The 19,306-nt window shown below is 64.7% G+C and carries 20 protein-coding genes and 1 tRNA gene; 17 read left to right on the top strand and 4 right to left on the bottom strand.

The window, feature by feature from the left end; translation table 11 throughout:
- Positions 1-59: 59 nt before the first annotated feature.
- Genes KYN89_RS03160 through KYN89_RS03150 form a run of 3 tightly spaced genes read left to right on the top strand, consistent with a single transcriptional unit; the run spans position 60 to position 2,569 of the window.
- Positions 60-1,322, top strand: a complete 1,263-nt coding sequence (locus tag KYN89_RS03160) for an alkaline phosphatase family protein (RefSeq protein ID WP_222823757.1) — start codon at positions 60-62, stop codon at positions 1,320-1,322.
- A gap of 28 nt (positions 1,323-1,350) precedes the next feature.
- Positions 1,351-2,088, top strand: coding sequence for a MauE/DoxX family redox-associated membrane protein (locus tag KYN89_RS03155; RefSeq protein ID WP_222823756.1), 738 nt, complete (start codon positions 1,351-1,353; stop codon positions 2,086-2,088).
- A gap of 19 nt (positions 2,089-2,107) precedes the next feature.
- Entirely contained in the window at positions 2,108-2,569 is a 462-nt protein-coding gene (locus KYN89_RS03150; protein ID WP_222823755.1) for a MaoC family dehydratase, read from the top strand.
- A 1-nt stretch (position 2,570) separates the two neighbouring features.
- Here the strand turns inward: KYN89_RS03150 and KYN89_RS03145 are convergent, their stop codons facing one another.
- Positions 2,571-3,095 carry a hypothetical protein gene (locus tag KYN89_RS03145; protein WP_222823754.1) on the bottom strand — a complete coding sequence of 175 codons (525 nt, stop codon included), beginning with the start codon at positions 3,093-3,095 and terminating at the stop codon, positions 2,571-2,573.
- The gene (mutL, locus tag KYN89_RS03140) at positions 3,095-4,924 is read right to left on the bottom strand and encodes a DNA mismatch repair endonuclease MutL (protein WP_222823753.1); all 1,830 of its coding nucleotides are present in this window, start codon (positions 4,922-4,924) and stop codon (positions 3,095-3,097) included. The genes KYN89_RS03145 and mutL overlap by 1 nt, the downstream gene beginning before the upstream one ends.
- A 205-nt stretch (positions 4,925-5,129) precedes the next feature.
- Between mutL and KYN89_RS03135 the strand changes: the two genes are divergently transcribed.
- The 9 genes from KYN89_RS03135 to KYN89_RS03095 all read left to right on the top strand — a co-directional run bounded on the left by KYN89_RS03135 (position 5,130) and on the right by KYN89_RS03095 (position 13,350).
- Positions 5,130-6,173 carry a rod shape-determining protein gene (locus KYN89_RS03135; RefSeq protein ID WP_010237948.1) on the top strand — a complete coding sequence of 348 codons (1,044 nt, stop codon included), beginning with the start codon at positions 5,130-5,132 and terminating at the stop codon, positions 6,171-6,173.
- 31 nt (positions 6,174-6,204) lie between these two features.
- Complete coding sequence (mreC, locus tag KYN89_RS03130; RefSeq protein WP_222823752.1) at positions 6,205-7,176, top strand: rod shape-determining protein MreC; 972 nt, start codon at positions 6,205-6,207, stop codon at positions 7,174-7,176.
- Positions 7,173-7,730, top strand: coding sequence for a rod shape-determining protein MreD (locus tag KYN89_RS03125; RefSeq protein WP_222823751.1), 558 nt, complete (start codon positions 7,173-7,175; stop codon positions 7,728-7,730). The genes mreC and KYN89_RS03125 overlap by 4 nt, the downstream gene beginning before the upstream one ends.
- Positions 7,730-9,805 carry a penicillin-binding protein 2 gene (mrdA, locus tag KYN89_RS03120; protein ID WP_222823750.1) on the top strand — a complete coding sequence of 692 codons (2,076 nt, stop codon included), beginning with the start codon at positions 7,730-7,732 and terminating at the stop codon, positions 9,803-9,805. The genes KYN89_RS03125 and mrdA overlap by 1 nt, the downstream gene beginning before the upstream one ends.
- A complete protein-coding gene (rodA, locus tag KYN89_RS03115) occupies positions 9,802-10,923 on the top strand; it encodes a rod shape-determining protein RodA (RefSeq protein WP_222823749.1) in 1,122 nt (373 codons plus the stop codon). Before mrdA ends, rodA begins: the two co-directional genes overlap by 4 nt.
- Positions 10,924-11,053: 130 nt before the next feature.
- Positions 11,054-11,129 (top strand) — tRNA-Lys (locus KYN89_RS03110).
- A gap of 145 nt (positions 11,130-11,274) precedes the next feature.
- Positions 11,275-12,540 (top strand): 3,4-dihydroxy-2-butanone-4-phosphate synthase, encoded by a 1,266-nt coding sequence (gene ribB / locus KYN89_RS03105; protein ID WP_222823748.1) that lies wholly within the window; start codon positions 11,275-11,277, stop codon positions 12,538-12,540.
- Positions 12,541-12,544: 4 nt separating this feature from the next.
- Complete coding sequence (gene ribH, locus KYN89_RS03100; RefSeq protein WP_222823747.1) at positions 12,545-12,967, top strand: 6,7-dimethyl-8-ribityllumazine synthase; 423 nt, start codon at positions 12,545-12,547, stop codon at positions 12,965-12,967.
- Between the two features lie 56 nt (positions 12,968-13,023).
- Entirely contained in the window at positions 13,024-13,350 is a 327-nt protein-coding gene (locus KYN89_RS03095) for a hypothetical protein (RefSeq protein WP_054524293.1), read from the top strand.
- 6 nt (positions 13,351-13,356) lie between these two features.
- Here the strand turns inward: KYN89_RS03095 and KYN89_RS03090 are convergent, their stop codons facing one another.
- Complete coding sequence (locus tag KYN89_RS03090) at positions 13,357-15,441, bottom strand: M13 family metallopeptidase (RefSeq protein ID WP_222823746.1); 2,085 nt, start codon at positions 15,439-15,441, stop codon at positions 13,357-13,359.
- A gap of 136 nt (positions 15,442-15,577) precedes the next feature.
- Positions 15,578-16,864, bottom strand: coding sequence for a phosphopyruvate hydratase (eno, locus tag KYN89_RS03085; RefSeq protein WP_222823745.1), 1,287 nt, complete (start codon positions 16,862-16,864; stop codon positions 15,578-15,580).
- A 167-nt stretch (positions 16,865-17,031) separates the two neighbouring features.
- Here eno and KYN89_RS03080 point away from each other — a divergent pair, with 167 nt between their 5' ends.
- The 5 genes from KYN89_RS03080 (at position 17,032) to KYN89_RS03060 (ending at position 19,298) form a co-directional block, all read left to right on the top strand.
- Positions 17,032-17,580, top strand: coding sequence for a hypothetical protein (locus KYN89_RS03080; protein ID WP_222823744.1), 549 nt, complete (start codon positions 17,032-17,034; stop codon positions 17,578-17,580).
- Between the two features lie 22 nt (positions 17,581-17,602).
- Positions 17,603-18,058, top strand: a complete 456-nt coding sequence (locus KYN89_RS03075) for a phage holin family protein (RefSeq protein WP_222823743.1) — start codon at positions 17,603-17,605, stop codon at positions 18,056-18,058.
- Complete coding sequence (locus KYN89_RS03070; protein ID WP_222823742.1) at positions 18,055-18,366, top strand: hypothetical protein; 312 nt, start codon at positions 18,055-18,057, stop codon at positions 18,364-18,366. Before KYN89_RS03075 ends, KYN89_RS03070 begins: the two co-directional genes overlap by 4 nt.
- A gap of 79 nt (positions 18,367-18,445) precedes the next feature.
- Positions 18,446-18,925, top strand: a complete 480-nt coding sequence (locus tag KYN89_RS03065) for a hypothetical protein (RefSeq protein ID WP_222823741.1) — start codon at positions 18,446-18,448, stop codon at positions 18,923-18,925.
- A 118-nt stretch (positions 18,926-19,043) separates the two neighbouring features.
- On the top strand, positions 19,044-19,298 hold the full coding sequence (locus tag KYN89_RS03060; protein WP_010237920.1) for a DUF4170 domain-containing protein: 255 nt from the start codon (positions 19,044-19,046) through the stop codon (positions 19,296-19,298).
- The last annotated feature ends 8 nt before the right edge of the window (positions 19,299-19,306 follow it).

Genomic DNA, 19,306 nt, shown 5'->3' with positions numbered 1-19,306 from the left:
GGCCCCTGGCCCCAAATCCCCCCTTAGCATTGTAATACGCGTGCCCTAGCGAACCCGGCATGACCTTCATCGCCAGATTCGCCGGGGCAGCGCTGTATGCGGCGCTCGCCCTCCTCGCCGTCGCCGCGCCCGCTGCGGCCCAGCCTGCCGAGCCGGACCGCCAGCCGGTCACGATCCTGATATCGATCGACGGTTTCCGGACGGACTATCTGGATCGCGGGATCACTCCCAACCTCTCCGCGCTGGCGGCACGCGGGGCGAGCGCGCCGATGAAGCCGTCCTTCCCGACCAAGACCTTCCCCAACCACTATACGCTGGTGACCGGCCTCAGGCCCGACCACCACGGGATCGTCTCAAACAACATGATCGACCCGCGCCGCCCCGCCGTGCGCTTCAGCCTGGGGGATGCCAGGCAGGCGCTCGACCCGTTCTGGTGGGACGAGGCCGAGCCGCTGTGGGTCACCGCCGAACGGGCCGGTATCCGCACCGCGACCATGTTCTGGCCCGGCAGCGAGGCCGCGATCCGCACGATCCGCCCCTCCGACTGGAACCGGTTCGACGAGAACATAGACGAGCGTCAGCGGGTCGAGACGGTACTCGACTGGATGCGCCGGCCGGCGGAGATACGCCCGCGTTTCGTGGCGATGTATTTCGACAGGATCGATACGGACGGGCACCATTTCGGCCCCGACAGCGCCGAACTCAACGCCGCCGTCGCGGAGGTCGACAGCCAGATCGGCTATCTGATCGACGGTCTGGCAGCGCTGGGCCAGCAGGCGGACATCATCGTCGTCTCCGATCACGGAATGCGCGCGGTGGACGCGGCACGGACGATCGACCTCGACGCGCTGCTCGCTCCGGAAAGCTACCTGCTGGTCGACAGCGGACCCTTCGCCGCAATCGAGCCTGCAGCGGCAACCGACCGCACGGTCTATGACGCGCTGCTCACCCCGCACGATCACATGCAGTGCTGGCAGAAGGACGATATCCCCGCGCGTCTTGAGTATGGGACCAATCCGCGTGTGGCCGAGATCCTATGCCTTGCCGAGCCGGGCTGGACCATCAGGCGCGGTGCGCCGCCCGAAGAAATGTACGGCGGCACACATGGTTGGGACAACGAGGATCCGCAGATGCAGGCGCTGTTCATCGCCGCCGGCCCGCGTATCTCCACGACCACGCCGGTCCGCAATCTCGACAATGTGGACGTCTACGCGCTGCTCGCCGCGCTGGTCGGCGTGGCTCCCCAGCCCAATGACGGCGACGAGGATGCGCTCATCCTGATCGCCGCGCCGGAACCGGGAACTGATAGACCGCTTGAATAATACCCCCCTGGGGTATACCTCAGGGGGCATGACAAAGACCGCAAAACTCTATCGCATGGTGATGGACAAGCACGTGTGCCCTTACGGCACCAAGTCCAAATGGCTGCTCGAGAAAGAGGGCTACCGGGTCGAGGATCATCACCTCACCACGCGAGAGGAGACCGACGCCTTCAAGGACAAGCACGGGGTCAAGACGACCCCGCAGACCTTTATCGATGGCGAGCGGGTCGGCGGGTACGAGGCGCTGCGCAAGTTCCTCGGCAAGAAGGTCAAGAACGCGGACGAGACCAGCTATCGCCCCGTGCTCGCGGTGTTTGCGGTCGCCGCGGCCTTTGCGATTACGCTCAGCCTCGGCTTGCTCGATGGCTTCAGCATGCGCACGGTCGAATGGTTCGTCGCGCTGTCGATGGGCATGCTCGCCATGCTCAAGCTGCAGGATGTCGAGCAATTCTCGACCATGTTCGTCGGCTACGACCTGCTGGGCCGCCGATGGGTGCCCTACGCCTACGCCTATCCCTATCTGGAGGCGACGGCTGCGGTGCTGATGGCCGCGCACCTGCTGCCCTGGCTCTCCATTCCCATTGCCCTGTTCATCGGCACGGTCGGCGCGGTCAGCGTGTTCTACGCGGTCTATGTGCAAAAGCGCGAGATCAAGTGTGCCTGCGTCGGCGGCGGCAGCAACGTGCCCCTGGGCTTCGTTTCGCTGACCGAGAACCTCGCGATGATTGCCATGGGAATCTGGATGCTGCTAGGCGCGCTCGTCTGACCAGCGAAGGGCGTTATCCATGCAGTATTTCGAGGATCTGGAAGTCGGCACCAAGGCGTCTTTCGGCCATTACCAAGTCACCCGAGAAGAGGTGATCGAATTCGCCTCCAAGTACGATCCCCAGCCCTTCCATCTTGATGACGAGGCAGCCGCGCAGACCTATTTCGGGCGGCTATCGGCCAGCGGATGGCATACCTGCGCGATGACCATGCGGATGATGGTCGAACACTTCTCGTCGCAGGAAGCGGCTTCGCTCGGGTCACCGGGGATCGACGAACTGCGCTGGATCAAGCCGGTCTATCCCGGAGACACGCTGCGGGTGGAATCGGAGCTGATTGAGAAGCGGCAGTCGAAGTCGAAGCCGGACATGGGCTTTACCAAGACCCGTCAGACGACCTTTAACCAGCACGACGAACCGGTGATGACGATGATCGGCAACGGGATCATCCGCGTGCGCGATCCCGAAGCCTCGGCGGGTTAGATCACCCGCCGCAGGCGATGCGGCCCTCGCTCATCGCCACTTCGCGGTCGTATCCATCGGCCATCGCAAGAGTCGCAGGAGCGGCCCACGAGGCCTCGCTCTCGCCTTCCTTCTTCGCCTGATCGATGGTGATGTTCAGCGAATATTCGCGCCCGTCGTATTGCTCGCGCGTGCCGAACGGGCCTTCCCCGGTGCCCGCATCGGCGGCGAGCCGCTGGATGCTGCCTTCGTATTTCACGAAGCCCACACCATTGGCCAGGATCGCAAAGGGGTCTTCCTCGCCACCGGGATAGAAAGAGCACCCTGCCCCCTCCATCGCGCTGTTCTCGACGATATCGTCATAGGTTATCGGCTGCAGAGCGAGTTCGACCGGCGGCGGGGTCTGCTTGGCCAGCACTGCTGCGACAGCCTCCGCGTCCGCGCGATCCTGCGCTTCGCTGCTGACGGGCTCTTGACCGCAGCCTGTCAGCCCCGCTCCTGCAATAGCCAGCGCCAGCAACCCGACCGCGTGCAACCCAACTCGCATCAATGTCTCCCGAACAATTTTTCTACTTCTTCCATCGACAGCTTCACCCATGTCGGGCGGCCGTGATTGCACTGACCTGAGCGGGGGGTTCTTTCCATCTCGCGCAAAAGAGCGTTCATCTCTTCAACGCGGAGCGTGCGCCCCGCCCTGACCGACCCATGACAAGCCATTGTTGCCAAAACGTATTCGATCTTCTCGTTGAGCAACAGGGATCCGCCCTCCCCGTCCACGCCATTGGTCGCCAGATCGTCGGCAATATCGCGCAGCAGCGCGTGCGGGTCCGCCTTGGGCAGTGCATGGGGCAGGCTGCGGACCAGCATCGCGGCGGGCCCGAAGCGTTCGATCGCGAGGCCCATCCGGTCGAGATCTGCAGCGATTGCTTCAAGGCGGTCGCATTCGGCCTCCGACAATTCGACCACTTCGGGCATCAGCAGCGCCTGGCTGCGCGCGGTCGCGCTGCCCGCGTCGGCGCTGCGCAGCCGTTCGAGCGTGAGGCGCTCGTGCGCGGCATGCTGGTCGACCAGCACCAGCCCGTCGGCAGCCTCGGCAACAATGTAAGTGTTGGCGATCTGCCCGCGCGCGATCCCGAGTGGGTAGTCGCGGGCCTCCTGCGGCAGCGGCGCGGCTTCCTCGGCCCGACCGGACGGAAGCGCGTCGGCAGCTTGCTGCGCGCCCCAGTCCATTCGCGGTTCCTGAAGCGCGGTCGCCGAAGCGCTGCCCCCGGCGAAGCGGTCGAAGATGGATGCGGCGGGTGGCGCGGGCGCAACCGGCTCGGCCTGCCACTTCGCCATCGCCGAGGCATCGGGTGCCTGCGCGCTGCGCTTGTCACCGGTGGAAAGCGCGGCGCGCAATCCGCCCACGATCATCCCGCGTACGCCCTGCGGATCGCGGAAGCGCACCTCGCTCTTGGCCGGGTGCACGTTCACGTCGACATCCTCGGGCGGCAGATCGAGGAACAGCGCCAGCACCGCGTGGCGATCGCGCGCGAGCATTTCGGCGTAGGCGCCGCGCACTGCGCCGACCAGCAGGCGGTCTTTCACCGGACGCCCGTTAACGAACAGGTACTGATGGTCCGCCACGCCGCGGTTGTAGGTCGGCAGGCCCGCAATTCCCGTCAGCGTCATTTCGCCCCGCGCCAGGTCGATCGGGACGCAATTGTCTTTCAGATCGCGCGAGACCAGGCGGACCACACGTTCCGGCAAGGCCTCACCGCGTTGCAGCTGCAGGCTGCGACGGCCATTATTGGAAAAGGTGAAGCCGATATCGGGCCGCGCCATCGCGAGCCGCCGGACGATATCCTGACAGGCCGCAAATTCGCTGCGCGGGGTGCGCAGGAACTTGCGCCGCGCGGGCACCTCGCGGAAAAAATCCTCGATCCGGGCACGGGTGCCGGGCGGTACGGCGGACGGCTTGTCCTCCACCACCCGGCCATGATCCACCACCCGGCGCCATCCGCTGTCGGCGTCGTGCGGGCGGCTTTCGAGCGTGAAGCGCGCCACGCTGGCGATGCTGGGCAGCGCCTCGCCGCGGAAGCCGAGCGTTGCGACCTGTTCGAGCGCGTGCCCCTCCCCGACCAGATCCTCGGGCAGCTTCGATGTCGCGTGCCGTTCCAGCGCCAGCGCCATCTCCTCGGGCGACATGCCGCAGCCATCATCGACGACTTCGATCGCGCCGATACCGCCGTCCTCGAGGTTCACCGTGATCCGAGTCGCGCCCGAATCGATGGCGTTCTCAACCAGTTCCTTGAGTGCAGCCGCCGGGCGTTCGATCACTTCGCCCGCAGCGATGCGGTTTATAAGGGCTTCGGGAAGGCGTCTGATTGTGGGCATTTGACGCAGAGTAGCCGGGACGGTGGAAAAATTCGACGGCCTGCGGGTAATTACGCCCAATTTCTGGTTAAAGGCATCGCGTTTTTCGCTAGGGGACGCTAGTGGCCGTGCTTCGGCAGCCCGGCTCTACGGGCCCGCTCTACGGGATCGTCCCTTCAACATCAGACAAGGCCGATCGCACAATCGGCACGGAAGCATACTACCTATGGGTTTCTTCTCGAATCTTCTGAAGTTCGGCACTCAGAACATGGCGATCGACCTCGGCACCGCGAACACGCTGGTTTACGTGCCCGATCAGGGGATCATCCTCAACGAACCTTCCGTGGTCGCGATCGAGACCCTCAACGGGATTAAGCGCGTCAAGGCCGTTGGTGACGATGCGAAGATGATGATGGGCAAGACGCCCGACTCGATCGAAGCGATCCGCCCGCTGCGCGACGGCGTCATCGCCGACATCGAAATCGCGGAAGAAATGATCAAGCACTTCATCCGCAAGGTGCACGGCAAGAAGAGCCTGTTCCGCTACCCCGAAATCACCATCTGCGTCCCCTCGGGCTCGACCTCGGTCGAACGGCGCGCAATCCGCGACGCGGCCAGCAATGCCGGCGCGAGTGCGGTATACCTGATTCTCGAGCCGATGGCGGCCGCGATCGGCGCGGACATGCCGGTGACCGAGCCCGTCGGCTCGATGGTGGTCGACATCGGCGGCGGCACGACCGAAGTCGCGGTCCTCTCGCTGCGCGGCCTCGCCTACACCACCTCGGTCCGCACCGGCGGCGACAAGATGGACGAAGCGATCGTCTCCTACGTGCGCCGACACCACAACCTGCTGATCGGCGAATCGACCGCGGAGCGCATCAAGAAGGACTACGGCGTGGCCGTGGCCCCGGCGGACGGCATTGGCGAGCAGATCACGATCAAGGGTAGGGATTTGGTCAATGGTGTTCCGAAAGAGATCACCATCAACCAGTCGCATATCGCCGAAGCCTTGAGCGAGCCTATCGGTGCGATCGTCGAAGGTGTGCGAATCGCGCTGGAAAACACCGCGCCCGAGCTTGCCGCCGACATCGTGGACCAGGGTATCGTGCTGACCGGGGGCGGCGCGCTGATCACCGGGCTGGACGAGCATCTGCGCGAAGAGACGGGCCTGCCCGTGAGCATCGCGGAAGATCCGCTGTCCTGCGTCGCGATCGGCACCGGCCGCGCGATGGAAGACCCTGTGTACCGCGGCGTGTTGATGACTGCGTAAAGCAACCGGGACGTTACCGGACGGAGGAATTATGGCCCTGTCGGGCTCGAAGCAGCGGGTTTCGGGGCATTCCAAGAAGGCGCAGTACGGTGTCTTCACCGGTTACGTGGTTGCCTTGTTGGGCATTGTCCTCGGCATTGTCCTGATCGTCATCTCGATCATCCAGCCGGCCTCTTTCAGCGGTCTGCGCGGATTGTTTGGCGATGCGACCCAGCCTGTCTCGACGGTAAATGCCGGCGCCCGCAGTGGCGGGCGCGGGTTTATCGAGTCCGTGCAGGGCTATCTCGAGGCCGGACAGCAAAATGCCGAGCTGAAGAAAGAGGTCGAGATCGCGCGCATTCGCCTCGCCGAAGCGCGCGCGATCGAAGAGGAGAACGCGCGGCTCAAGGCGCTGCTCGGCCTCAACGAAACCGACGTGAAGCCAGTGGCAGTCGCGCGCCTGGTCGGCTCCAGCAGCTCCAGCACGCGCCGCTTTGCGTATCTCGGCGCGGGCCGCAACGACGGCGTGCGGCCCGGAATGCCTGTGCGCAGCGAACGCGGCATCGTGGGCCGTGTGCTGGAGGCGGCAGGCAACAGCTCGCGTGTCATGCTGATCACCGATACAGAAAGCGTGCTGCCCGTGCGGCGCGCAGGCGACAACACGGTCGCCTTTGCCGAAGGGCGTGGCGACGGACTGATCAACATCCGGCTCATCAATCTGGGGATCAATCCGCTCAAGCGCGGCGACGTGTTCGTCACCAGCGGCGCGGGCGGGCTCTACCGCCCGGGCATCGCGGTTGCGATTGTCACCAGGCTGACCGACGATGGCGCGGTCGCACGGATTATCAGTAACCCTGCCGCAACCGATTTCGTCGCGGTGGAGCCGACTTGGCAGCCCGAGGCGCTGCGCGGTGCACGCACTCCGATCGAGGAAGCGATCGGATCGAACCGGACCGTGGACGCGGGTAGCGGCGATAATCCCGATGCGCCCGCTACGGAGAGCGGTGGCGTGGTCACGCCATGATCGAACGCCGCGCCTACAGCCAGCGCAGCGAACGGAACGGGCGCCAGATCAACCGGGACCACTCCCCCTTCCTGCTGGTCTTCGTCCCCTGGGCGACGATCATGCTCGCGTCCTATCTGCAAAGCGTACCGATCGCTGTCGGTGGGCCGCTGCTGCCGCCGATCGGCTTCCTGTTCCTGCTCGCCTGGCGGCTGCTGCGACCGGGTGTTCTGCCGATCTGGGCGGGGATCATTTTCGGCATGTGGGACGATCTGTTCAGTGGCCAGCCATTCGGATCGGGTATCCTGTTCTTCTCGGCGACCATGATGGCGATCGAGATCATCGATATCCGCTTTCCGTGGCGTGGCTTTGCGCAGGACTGGCTGATCGCGGCGATCATCACCATCATCTATATCGTCGGGACGATGTTGATCTCCGGCAGCACCCTCGGGCTTCCGCTGTTGGCGGTCGTGGCCCCGCAGCTGCTGCTGTCGCTCATCGCCTACCCGTTCATCGCGTTTATCGTTTCACGCCTAGACAAGCTTCGCCTCATGCGTTTTCGGACCGCCGCCTGATGCCCTTCGGCCTTACCAAGCAAGTGCTCAACGAGAGCACGCTGACCAACAGTTTCGACCGCCGCAGCTTCGTGCTTGGCGTGGGCGGCCTGTCGGTCGGCATCCTGCTCGCCGCGCGGATGGGCTATCTGGCGATCGCAGAGAACGACAAGTACCGGGTCGAGAGCGAGAGCAACCGTGTCAATCTGACGCTGATCCCGCCGCGGCGGGGTTGGATCCTCGACCGCAACGGCGCGCCGCTCGCCTCCAACGAGGCGGACTTCCGCGTCGATATCATCCCCGAGCGGCTGCAGGAGCCCGAGCGTGAGCTGGCGACGCTGGGCCGGCTGCTGAAGCTGGACGATGCGAAGATGCGCGATCTGCGCGCCAAGCTGGACGAATCCGCCGGCTACGCCCCGATCGAGGTCGCCAGCGGGCTCGACTATGATGCCTTCGCCGCGGTCAGCATCCGCCTGCCGGAGCTGCCAGGCGTCGTGCCTCAGCGCGGATTCTCCCGCTATTACCCTACCGGAACCTCGGTCGGCCACCTGATCGGCTATGTCGGTGCGGCGAGCCGCGAGGAGTTCGAGGAAGATCGCAATCCGCTGCTGATCACGCCGGGTTACAAGATCGGCAAGGACGGGCTCGAAAAGCAGTTCGAGAAGACCCTGCGCGGCAAGCCTGGCGCGCGCCGGGTGGAAGTGACTGCATCGGGCCGGATCGTGCGCGATCTGAGCACCCGGCCCGACGTGCAGGGCGATCCGATCCAGCTGAGCATCGATGGTCCCTTGCAGGACTACGCCGCCCGCCGTCTGGGCCTTGAAAGCGGGTCCGTGGTGGTGATGGACTGCGAGTCCGGCGACCTGCTGTGCATGGCCTCCATGCCCAGTTTCGACCCCAACAGCTTTTCCGACGGTATCGGCAGCGTCGAATATGCGATGCTGAGCGAGAACGACCGGGTGCCGCTGCGCAACAAGGTGCTCAAGGGCCTCTACCCGCCCGGCTCCACGGTCAAGCCGATGCACGCGATGGCCTTCATGCACGAAGGAATCGACCCGAACGAATCGATCATCTGCGGCGGCGGGCGGCGGATCGGCAACCGCTTCTTCAACTGCTGGAGCAACCACGGCCGGGTCGACATGGCCAAGGGCATCTACCAGTCCTGCGACAGCTATTTCTATCACTTCGCCCAGAAGGTCGGGTTCGACAAGGTCGCCGCCTATGCACGCCAGTTCGGCCTCGGGCAGGAATTCGACCTTCCGGTGGCGAGCCAGTTCTACGGCACCGTGCCCGACCCGGCGTGGAAGCTGAAGAAGTACGACCAGCAATGGCAACCCTACGACACGGTCAACGCTTCGATCGGTCAGGGCTATTACCTCGCCAACCCGCTGCAGCTGGCGGTGATGGCGACCCGCATCGCGACCGGACGGCATGTCGAGCCGTCGCTGCTCAAGAGCAACCGGACCAAGCCCTTTGCCTCGCTCGACTTCAAGGCGGACCAGATCGCCTATATCCGCAAGGCGATGAGCGACGTGGTCAACGGCCCCGGCACCGCCGGGCGCGCGCGACTGCCGATCGACGACGTGCTGATCGCGGGCAAGACCGGCACCGCGCAGGTCGTCTCGCTGAGCGTGTCGAACGGCAAGACCGGCCCTTGGAAGTACCGGGACCACGGCCTGTTCATCTTCTTCGCCCCGTTCGACAATCCGCGCTACGCAGGCGCGGTGGTGATCGAACATGGCGGCGGTTCGGGCGCAGCCTATCCGATCGCGCGCGACGTGATGACCTTCCTGTTCGACCCGCAAAAGGGCATGGACGCGCTGCGCGGCTTTGAAGAGCAGTGGGGCGGCACCGCGCAGCAGCGGCTCCAGCGACGCTACGCCGAATATGCCCGCGCCGCAGGCGAGACCGTACCCGCCAGCCCCCCGCTCGATCGCGAGATCCAGGCGAAGGTCGAAGCCGAGGCCCGGCTCGACGCGCAGCGCAGCGAAGCCTTCGCGCGCGACAATCCGCGTCGCCCCCGCCGGCCCGATGCCGACGTTGCGGCCGATAGCCCTGCCAATGCTGGCGCGCAGCCAGAGGGGAACGCACAATGAGCTCGATCATCCCTTCCCCCATCGCGCGTCAGCCATGGGCGATGCTGACCCCGCTGATCCTGCTCACCTTCTTTGGCGCGGCAGTGCTCTACTCGGCGGCCGGGGGGAAATTCTCGCCCTTTGCCGACACGCATCTGCTGCGCTTCGCGATCACGATGGTGATGGCCCTGATCATCGCCAGCATGCCGCGCGATTTCGTCAAGCTGATGGCCTATCCGGGCTATATCATAGTGCTGTTGCTGCTGGTTGCGGTGGAGGCAGCCGGATCGCTGGGCGGGGGCAGTCAGCGCTGGCTCGAGGTCGGACCGATCCGGATCCAGCCATCGGAGCTGATGAAACCCGCAGTCGCCCTCGCCCTTGCGCGCTTCTACGACACGCTGCCGACCGGGATGATCGGCTCGTGGCGGGCGCTGCTGCCCGCGGGCGTGATCATCGCGCTGCCCGTACTGCTGGTGTTGATGCAGCCGGACCTCGGCACGGCGCTCGCGATCCTGTTCTCGGGCGCGGTGGTGATGTTCTTGGCAGGCCTGCCGATGAGCTGGTTCCTGAGCGCTGGCGCGCTCGGCGCAGTGGCGGTGCCGCTGGCTTACAGCTTCGCGCTCAAGCCCTATCAGCAGCGCCGCGTGACCACCTTCCTCGATCCCGAAAGCGATCCGCTGGGCAGTGGCTACCACATCACCCAGTCGAAGATCGCGATCGGTTCGGGCGGCTTTTCCGGCAAGGGCTTCAACGAAGGTTCGCAAAGCCACCTGCAATATCTGCCAGAGCCGCACACCGACTTCGTCTTCGCGACGATGGCGGAGGAATGGGGCTTTCTCGGCGGGTTGTTCGTGATCGTGTGCTTCGGCCTGATCCTCGCCTGGGGGCTGTCCGTCGCGCGCAATGCGCAGAACCGGTTCGACCGTCTGCTGGCCGCTGGGATGGTCGCCACGATGTTCTTCTACATCGCGATCAACCTGATGATGGTGATGGGCATGGCACCGGTGGTGGGCATTCCCCTCCCCTTCATGAGCCATGGCGGATCGTCGATGCTGACCAACATGATGTGCCTTGGCGTGCTGATGATGGTCTATCGCTGGAACACGCAGCGGCATGGTGGCGGCCTGCTTTCGAGCTGATCGGACCGATTGTTTGGGCCGATCTGCAATTGGGGGCTTGCACGTTTCGCCACAGGCCCTATGTGACCGCCTCCCGCCGACGAATCGCAAGCGTGATCGACGGCGCGGCCTTCACCAAGCAGGCCGGTGTGGACGCATAGCTCAGTTGGTAGAGCAGCTGACTCTTAATCAGCGGGTCCTAGGTTCGAACCCTAGTGCGTCCACCATTTTTCCTCGCAGTCCTGGGTGATGCAAACGCGTTTCGCGCGTCTTCGCACCCCGCCTGGCGGCTAGTGCGACACAGCCCGTAGCGCAGTAAAATGTGCGGCGGGACTTTTCTTATCACATTGAGATGTGATAGCGCTTCGCGTCATGAGCGAATCGACCATTACCCGAGTCCGCGAAGCCATCGCCTCCGGCAGCATGACCCGCGCCGCCCTCGCCCGTGCGGCAGGGCTCCATGCCAACACCCTGCGCGATTGCGGGGACGACGATTGGAACCCCACCGCCGAGACGTTGCGCAAGCTCGACGCGTTTCTCGACGCGCAGGATGAGACGCCCGTGCTCGTCGGGATCGAAGAGATCATCGAGGAAGCGCGCAACGGGCGCATGTTCGTGCTGGTCGACGACGAGGATCGCGAGAACGAGGGCGATCTCGTCATCCCTGCGCAGATGGCGACGCCCGATGCGGTCAATTTCATGGCCACGCACGGGCGCGGCCTGATCTGCCTGACCTTGCAACGCCAGCGGGTCGAGGCGCTCGGCCTCGAACTGATGAGCCGCAGCAACGGCAGCCGCCACGAAACCGCGTTCACCGTCAGCATCGAGGCACGCGAAGGCGTCACCACCGGGATCAGCGCCGCCGACCGCGCGCGGACCATTGCGGTGGCGATCGACCCGACCCGCGGCGCGCAGGACATCGTCACGCCCGGCCATGTCTTCCCGCTGATCGCGCGCGATGGCGGCGTGCTTGTCCGCGCCGGCCATACCGAAGCCGCGGTCGACATCTCGCGCCTCGCCGGGCTCAACCCCTCGGGCGTGATCTGCGAGATCATGAACGAAGACGGGACGATGGCCCGGCTCGACAACCTGATCGAGTTCGCGCGTCGTCACCGGCTCAAGATCGGGACCATCCGCGATCTGATCGAATACCGCATGAAGCACGATCATCTGGTCGAACGTGCTGGCGAAAGCACCTTCACCAGCGCGCATGGTGGCGAATGGCGGGCGATCAACTATCGCAGCACTGTCGATGGCAGCGTTTCCGTGGTGCTCCAGAAGGGGCAGGTCCATTCCGACCGCTCCACTCTTGTCCGCATGCATCGCATCTCTCTGTTCGACGATGTGCTCGGCCGGTCGGGAGACAAACGCGACACGTTGCAGCGCGCAATGCGCACGATCGGCGACGAAGGCAGCGGCCTGATCGTTTGCCTGATGCCGGGCCAGCCCGACAAGCTGCAGGCGGAAGTCGCCGGTCAGCCTGCGAGCGGGGATCTGCGCGAATACGGCATCGGTGCGCAAATCCTTGCCGATCTCGGCGTATCCGAAATGACCCTGCTGACCAATTCCCACCGCAATGTGATCGGCCTCGAAGGCTATGGCATCACCGTGGTGGGCGAACGCCCTATTCCGGAGTAATCTCATGGCCCGTTTCCTGATCGTCGAAGCGCGTTTCTATGCCGAGCTGAACGACAAGCTGATCGAAGGCGCGCGCGCCGCGCTGGAAGATGCCGGACACCAGGCCGACGTGCTGACCGTGCCCGGTGCGCTCGAAATCCCCGGCGCCATCGCGCTCGCGGCGGAGAGCGGCCAGTACGATGGCTTCGTCGCCATCGGCGTGGTCATCCGGGGTGAGACCTATCACTTCGAAATCGTCGCGGGCGAGAGCGCGCGCGCGATCATGGCGCTGACGATGGACGGTATCGCCATCGGCAACGGGATCATCACGGTCGAGAACGAGATCCAGGCGCAGGTTCGCGCGGATCCGGCGCAGAAGAACAAGGGCGGCGAAGCGGCCAAGGCCGCCATCGCGCTGCTCGACATCGCGCAAAGGTTCGCGCACTGAAGCTAACCTTTGCGTATTCGAGTGCCGTAGGCCGCCCCTCGCGAATTGGGGTGGCCATGAACGGACCACTCGAATGGATCGCCGCCATCGGCACGATGATCGCCGCAGGACTGATTGCCGCCGACCTCGGTCGCAAGGCGACCGGCTGGGGCTTCGTCCTGTTCTGCGCGGTCGCGGTGACGTGGGTTGCCTCAGGCCTGATCGAGAATGCCATCCCCATCGCGGCGATGAACGCGATTCTGCTGCTGATCAACGCATGGGGCGTGTGGCAGTACCTGCTCAGCCCGAAGAGCCGAAAGAAGATCGAGAAACTCGAACGGCTTGAGCAAGAGGCTGAAAAGGAAGTGGAGGCGGAGGAGAGCCACGCACCCTCCTCCGCCTGATCGCTGTTACCAGACCTTCACGCGCTTTTCGGGCGGCAGGTACAGCTTGTCGCCTTCCTTCACGTCGAACGCCTTGTACCAGGCATCCATGTTGCGCACGGTCAGCGCGCGGTATTGGCCCGGCGCGTGCCCGTCGGTCGCGATCCGCTGGCGCAGCGCGGCTTCGCGCATCTTGGTCGCCCAGGTCTGCGCATAGGCGATGAAGAAGCGCTGGTCGCCGGTGAACCCGTCGATCACGGGCGCTTCCTTGCCTCCGAGCGAGGCGTGATAGGCATCATAGGCCGCCTGAAGTCCTGCGATGTCGGCGATGTTCTCGCCGAGTGTCAGCTCGCCCTTCACATTGAGGCCGGGGAACGGTTCGTATGTATCGTACTGGTCGGCCAGAGCCTTGCCCGCCTCCTCGAACTTCTTGCGGTCGGCATCGGTCCACCAGTCGCGCATCGCGCCGGTGGAATCGAATTCCGCGCCGTTATTGTCGAAGCTGTGGCTGATCTCGTGGCCGATGACCGCACCGATCGCGCCGTAGTTATAGGCCGGGTCCGCCTTGGGATCGAAGAACGGCGGCTGCAGGATCGCGGCGGGGAAGTTCAGCGCGTTCTGCACCGGCAGGTTCACCGCGTTGACCAGCTGCGCGTTCATCCACCACTCACCCTTGTCGAGCGGCTTGCCCACCTTGGCCAGCTGCTGACGATAACGCAGCTTTTCCGCCGCCTGCACGTCCGCATAGGCATCGCCTTCCTTGATGGTCAGGCTGTCGTAGTCGGTCCACTCGTCGGGATAGCCGACGCCGACTTCCATGGTCTCGACCTTCTTCTTGGCCTCGGCCTTGGTCTCGGGCGCCATCCAGTCGACCGCTTCGATGCGGTTGGCGAAGGCATCCTTGATATTGTCGACCATGCCCTTGATCTCGGCCTTGGCCGAGGCGGGGAAGTATTTCTCGACGTAGAGCTTGCCCAGCGCATCGCCCATGTAGGTGTTGACCGCGGCCAGCGCGCGCTTGTCGCGCGGGCGCTGCTGTTCGGTGCCCGACAGGGTCTTGCCGTAGAAATCGAAGCTCATCTGGTCGAGCTTGGTCGGCAACACGGCGGTGTTGGCGTTGATCTGGTGGAACACCAGCCAGTCCTTCCACGCCTCCAGCGGCTCGCTCTCGACCAGCTTGGAAAGGCCGGTGATTGCACTGGGGTGATAGGCGTCGAAGGTCTTGAAGCCATCGAGCTGCGCCGCCTTGAAGAAGGCGTCCCAGTCCATCCCCGGGGCCTTTGCCTCGAAGTCCTTCTTCGACCACAGCGAGCTCGCGGTGGCCCAGTCGTCGCTATCCTCGCGGCTGACATGCGCCTTGGCGATCTTCATTTCCAGATCGTAGATGCGCTTCGCCTTGGCGTCGGCATCGTCGATATCCGCCGCTTTCAGCAGGTTGGCGATGTAGGTCTGATAGTCGCCGCGCAGGCCCGCCATCTTGGCGTCGGAGGAGAGGTAATATTCACGCTCGGGCAGGCCGAGGCCGCCCTGCAGGATGTAGGGGACGACTTCGCCGCCCTTGAGCGCCTGCGTCACGAAAATGCCGAACAGGTTCTCGGTCTCGAAATCGGTCGCGTTGAGCGGGTCGACATCGGCGCGGACCTGGCTGCCGAGCACCTTGGCCAGCTGCTGCTTGTCCGAAATGCCCTCGAAGCGGTTCAGGTCGGCCTGGATCGGCTTCATGCCCGCAGCGTCGATCGCCTTGGTGTCGAGGAAGGCCTGGTAGAATTTCTTGACCTTGGCCGCGTCGGTGCCGGGTTCGGGATCGGAACTCACGATCTCCTTGATCAGCGCGGCGATGTTCTTCTCGGTCTGCTGGTCGGCGATGAAGAACCCGCCCACGCTCGACCGGTCTGCCGGGATTTCCGTCTCATCGTACCACTTGCCATCGGCATAGCGGAAGAAGTCGTCGCCCGGATTGGCCGAGGTATCCATCCAGTCGGGCCGGATGCCCAGCTCGGTGCCGGGGGTGGAGGCGACTTGCTCGCTCGCGTCGGGGCTGTTGCAGGCGACAGGGCCAAGCGTGGCGACAGCGGTGCCGAGCATGAGTGCGGCGATGAGACGTGTTTTCATAGGGGAATCCTCGCGGCCCGGCAGAGCGTCGGGTCTTCTGCGAGGGCCGATCTAGGCCCCTGATTCGGCTGCCGCAATCGCGGCTCGTCGAAAGAATGGCGGGTTTGGTCGAAAAACCGCCCCCGCCCTTCCCTTATCAGCGCGCGAGGCGACCGAAACAGGCGTGGCCCGCGTAATGCGCGCTGTCGCCCAGTTCTTCCTCGATCCGGATCAGCTGGTTGTACTTGGCGAGCCGGTCCGACCGGGCGAGGCTGCCGGTCTTGATCTGCCCGCAGTTCGTCGCGACGGCGAGGTCGGCGATGGTCGAATCCTCGGTCTCGCCCGAACGGTGGCTCATCACGGCGGTGTAGCCTGCGCGGTGCGCGATATCGACCGCATCGAGCGTCTCGGACAGCGTGCCGATCTGGTTGACCTTGACCAGCAGCGAGTTGGCGAGGCCGCGCGAAATCCCGTCGCGAAGGCGCGCCGGGTTGGTCACGAACAGATCGTCGCCGACCAGCTGGACCGTGTCGCCGATCTTATCGGTCAGCGCCTTCCAGCCTTCGAAATCGTCTTCGGCCATGCCGTCTTCGATCGAGCGGATCGGGTAGTCGTTGCAAAGCGCGGCGAGGTAGTCCGCCATCTCGACGCCCGAGAGCGTCGCGTCTTCGCCTGCCAGCACATACTTGCCGTCCTTGAAGAACTCGGTCGATGCGCAGTCGAGTGCCAGCACGATGTCGCTGCCCGGTGCGAACCCGGCCTTCTCGATCGACTGCATGATCAGGTCGAGCGCATCGCGCGTGCTGCCGATATTGGGGGCGAAGCCGCCCTCGTCGCCCACCGAGGTGGACAGGCCCTTGGCGCTCAGTTCCTTCTTGAGCGTGTGGAACACTTCCGCGCCCCACCGCACCGCTTCGGCGAGCGTGGGCGCGCCGACCGGCATGATCATGAATTCCTGGATGTCGATCGGGTTGTCGGCGTGTTCGCCGCCATTGATGATGTTCATCATCGGCACCGGCAGGACATGCGCGGACACACCGCCGACATAGCTGTAGAGCAGCAGGCCGCGCGCATTGGCACCGGCCTTCGCCACCGCCAGGCTGGTGCCCAGCAGCGCGTTGGCGCCAAGGCGGCTCTTGTTCTCGGTCCCGTCGAGCGCGATCAGCATCGTGTCGATGTCGCGCTGGTCCTCCGCGTCCACGCCCAGCAGCGCATCGGCGATGTCGTTGTTGACCGCGTCGATCGCCTTGGTGACGCCCTTGCCCAGATAGCGATCCTTGTCGCCATCGCGCAGTTCCACCGCTTCGTGCGCACCGGTCGATGCGCCAGAGGGCACCGCGGCGCGGCCGAAGCTGCCGTCTTCCAGCAGGCAATCCACTTCGACGGTCGGATTCCCCCGGCTGTCGAGAATTTCGCGCGCGTGCAGGTCGATAATGGCAGTCATTGGGCCTCCGGTCTCAGTCATGCTATCCAGGCCGGAGAATACGGGCCGACCTTGGTTTCGGCGCGGCTTATGCGGTGGAACGAACCCATGCAAGCTGCGTTGCAACATACGAGGACGGAGCCGCGTTCGGCCTGTCGAATACGAATTGCAATAAGAGGGAAACACCCATGGCTACTGACGACAAGATCAACGATACCAGTGCGGTTCCGCTGACCACCGATGCCGCGGGTGCCCCCGCCGGTTCGGCCGCTGCCGAAGGAACGCTCGGCGGCAAGGAAGAAGCCAAGTCGCGCTTCAACTCCGCGCTCGACGAAGCCAAGGCCGGTGCCCAGGCGCTGCGCGGCGAAGCGAGCCAGCGCGCGCAGGTCTACAAGGAACAGGCCGCCGCCAAGGGCAGCGAATACAAGGATCAGGCGCTGGCCAAGGGCGGCGAACTGGCCGTCGAAGGCAAGCACAAGGCGAGCGAAGCGCTCACCTCGCTGAGCAGGCTGGTCGCCGAGAACGCGGCCAAGATCGACGACAATTTCGGCCCCAAATACGGCGACCACGCCCGCAACGCCGCCCGCGGCCTGCAGGATGCGGCGAGCCATATCGACACCAAGTCCTACGACGAACTGGGTGACGAAGCGCGCCAGTTCGTGCGCAAGAACCCTGGCCTGTCCGTCGGCCTCGCGGCCTTCGGCGGCTACGTCCTCGCCCGCATGTTCCGCCGCTGAGCGGAGCCGGCGAGGAGGGGCTGTGCCGGATCGAAACGATCACCACCACCAGCCTGCCGCGTCTCGCGATGCGGCAGGCTCCCTTAACCCGAACCTGAACCCCGAAAGCCCGCATCCCGAGACGACCCGCGCTCACGAAGAGCCGCTGGGTTCGCTGTTCGACGATGCCTATGCCTTGTACGAGGACGGCAAGACCTATCTGGAGGCCGAAGTCGCCTTCCAGAAGTCGCGGGCGAGCTATGCCTCGCGCGAGACCGGTTCGGGCATCGTCTTCGCGCTGGGTGCGCTGGCCTTCCTGCACCTTGCCCTCATCGGGCTGGTCGTGGGGCTGATCATCGCGCTTGCGCCGATTATCGGGCCATTCGTCGCGGTCGCTGCGGTGGTCGGCACCCTTCTGGTGCTGATGATCATCGTCGGGCTGGTCGCACGCTCGCGCTTCAAGCGGGTCAGCCAGGCCTTCAAGGGGGACCGCGCATGAAGCCGCACAAGGCCCGGATGGAAGAAGACCGCGCGCTGCGCGATGCGGCGCGCGCGCTGGTGATGGACGATATCGACCATCTGAAGGGCGATGTGGAGGAAAAGGGCATTGTCGCCCGGATCGCCAGCTCCGCCCTGCTCGGCGCGACCGACATCTTCGAAGAGGGCAAGGAGCTGGCCGAGAAGCACAAACCGGCGTCCTACGGCATCGGCGCGGTGATCGCGGCGGTGGTGGGCTGGTGGGCGCTCGGCGGTGGCCGGTCCGACAAATCGGACGATGAGGACTATGCGTGGGACGAAATCGACTGACAGCCGGGCCCGACCCGGAACTCTCGCGCCATCCCAGCGCTTTACAATCAAAGCACACTTTCAAGGCTGGAGACCAAGCATGAGCACCCAGGAACAGCGCGACGAACTGCGCCGCAAGATCGAACAGAGCGAACGCCGCAACGAAGAGCGCAGCCTTGCCGACATGGCGCGCGATGCGACGGACACCGCGACCGAATTCGTCAAGGAACACCCGATCCTGACCGTCAGCGCGGTCGCTCTGATCGGCCTCGCACTCGGCTCGCGCACCTCGAAGGGTCGCGAATTGACCGGTCGCGCGGTCGGCTTTGCCGATCACCTGGCCGATCTGGGCATGGCCTATGCCAGCGGCATGGCCAGCAAGCTCGGCGATGCGACCCGCCACGGTGGTGACCGCTTGGTCGACCTTGGCGACGATGTCGCCTTCGGCAGCCGTGCAGCCCGTCGTAACGCGGCCTATTATGCCGATCGCCAGAAGGACGCCGCGCGTCACGCCGGTCGTCGTGCAGCACGCAAGGCCGGTCGCGGCTATCGCGATCTCAGGTCCGCGCTTCCCTTCTAATCACTTCATGCAAGTTTGGAGGCGCTAACCCCGCCCCGCTTGTTGTTTTTGGGCCCGCGCGCGTTAAGGCGTGCGGGCCCTTTTCATATCCATTTCAAACTCAGCGGAAGGCCCCCCGATGTCGCAAAATTCGGACAACAACGTTCAGGAAACCACCTCCCCCCAGCTCCTCCACCTCGTGATGGGCGGCCGGGTGAAAGACCCGCGCTCGGTCGAATTTCAGGATCCGGAAAGCATCCACGTTGTGGGCGTATTCAGCACCTACGAACAGGCCGAGGAAGCCTGGCGTGCCAATGCGCAGCGCACGGTCGACGATGCGGAAATGAAATACGTGATCGTCCACATCCACAAGCTGCTCGAACCCGCAGCCTGAGCGCTATC

The sequence above is a fragment of the Alteriqipengyuania abyssalis genome (genome assembly GCF_019857185.1).
Lineage (GTDB): Bacteria > Pseudomonadota > Alphaproteobacteria > Sphingomonadales > Sphingomonadaceae > Alteriqipengyuania > Alteriqipengyuania abyssalis.
The sequence above is the reverse complement of the archived record's forward strand: the minus strand, read 5'-3'. Positions and strand labels throughout refer to the sequence as shown.

What these genes read in the sequence shown, in the direction of transcription:
- KYN89_RS03135 (WP_010237948.1), top strand. Translation starts at nt 5,130, where the DNA reads ATGGGTTTCTTCTCGAATCTTCTGAAGTTCGGCACTCAGAACATGGCG.
- mreC (WP_222823752.1), top strand. Translation starts at nt 6,205, where the DNA reads ATGGCCCTGTCGGGCTCGAAGCAGCGGGTTTCGGGGCATTCCAAGAAG.
- KYN89_RS03070 (WP_222823742.1), top strand. Translation starts at nt 18,055, where the DNA reads ATGAAGCCGCACAAGGCCCGGATGGAAGAAGACCGCGCGCTGCGCGAT.
- KYN89_RS03150 (WP_222823755.1), top strand. Translation starts at nt 2,108, where the DNA reads ATGCAGTATTTCGAGGATCTGGAAGTCGGCACCAAGGCGTCTTTCGGC.
- KYN89_RS03080 (WP_222823744.1), top strand. Translation starts at nt 17,032, where the DNA reads ATGGCTACTGACGACAAGATCAACGATACCAGTGCGGTTCCGCTGACC.
- KYN89_RS03060 (WP_010237920.1), top strand. Translation starts at nt 19,044, where the DNA reads ATGTCGCAAAATTCGGACAACAACGTTCAGGAAACCACCTCCCCCCAG.
- rodA (WP_222823749.1), top strand. Translation starts at nt 9,802, where the DNA reads ATGAGCTCGATCATCCCTTCCCCCATCGCGCGTCAGCCATGGGCGATG.
- ribH (WP_222823747.1), top strand. Translation starts at nt 12,545, where the DNA reads ATGGCCCGTTTCCTGATCGTCGAAGCGCGTTTCTATGCCGAGCTGAAC.
- KYN89_RS03095 (WP_054524293.1), top strand. Translation starts at nt 13,024, where the DNA reads ATGAACGGACCACTCGAATGGATCGCCGCCATCGGCACGATGATCGCC.
- KYN89_RS03155 (WP_222823756.1), top strand. Translation starts at nt 1,351, where the DNA reads ATGACAAAGACCGCAAAACTCTATCGCATGGTGATGGACAAGCACGTG.
- KYN89_RS03145 (WP_222823754.1), bottom strand. Translation starts at nt 3,095, where the DNA reads ATGCGAGTTGGGTTGCACGCGGTCGGGTTGCTGGCGCTGGCTATTGCA.
- mutL (WP_222823753.1), bottom strand. Translation starts at nt 4,924, where the DNA reads ATGCCCACAATCAGACGCCTTCCCGAAGCCCTTATAAACCGCATCGCT.
- mrdA (WP_222823750.1), top strand. Translation starts at nt 7,730, where the DNA reads ATGCCCTTCGGCCTTACCAAGCAAGTGCTCAACGAGAGCACGCTGACC.
- KYN89_RS03065 (WP_222823741.1), top strand. Translation starts at nt 18,446, where the DNA reads ATGAGCACCCAGGAACAGCGCGACGAACTGCGCCGCAAGATCGAACAG.
- KYN89_RS03160 (WP_222823757.1), top strand. Translation starts at nt 60, where the DNA reads ATGACCTTCATCGCCAGATTCGCCGGGGCAGCGCTGTATGCGGCGCTC.
- KYN89_RS03090 (WP_222823746.1), bottom strand. Translation starts at nt 15,441, where the DNA reads ATGAAAACACGTCTCATCGCCGCACTCATGCTCGGCACCGCTGTCGCC.
- ribB (WP_222823748.1), top strand. Translation starts at nt 11,275, where the DNA reads ATGAGCGAATCGACCATTACCCGAGTCCGCGAAGCCATCGCCTCCGGC.
- KYN89_RS03125 (WP_222823751.1), top strand. Translation starts at nt 7,173, where the DNA reads ATGATCGAACGCCGCGCCTACAGCCAGCGCAGCGAACGGAACGGGCGC.
- eno (WP_222823745.1), bottom strand. Translation starts at nt 16,864, where the DNA reads ATGACTGCCATTATCGACCTGCACGCGCGCGAAATTCTCGACAGCCGG.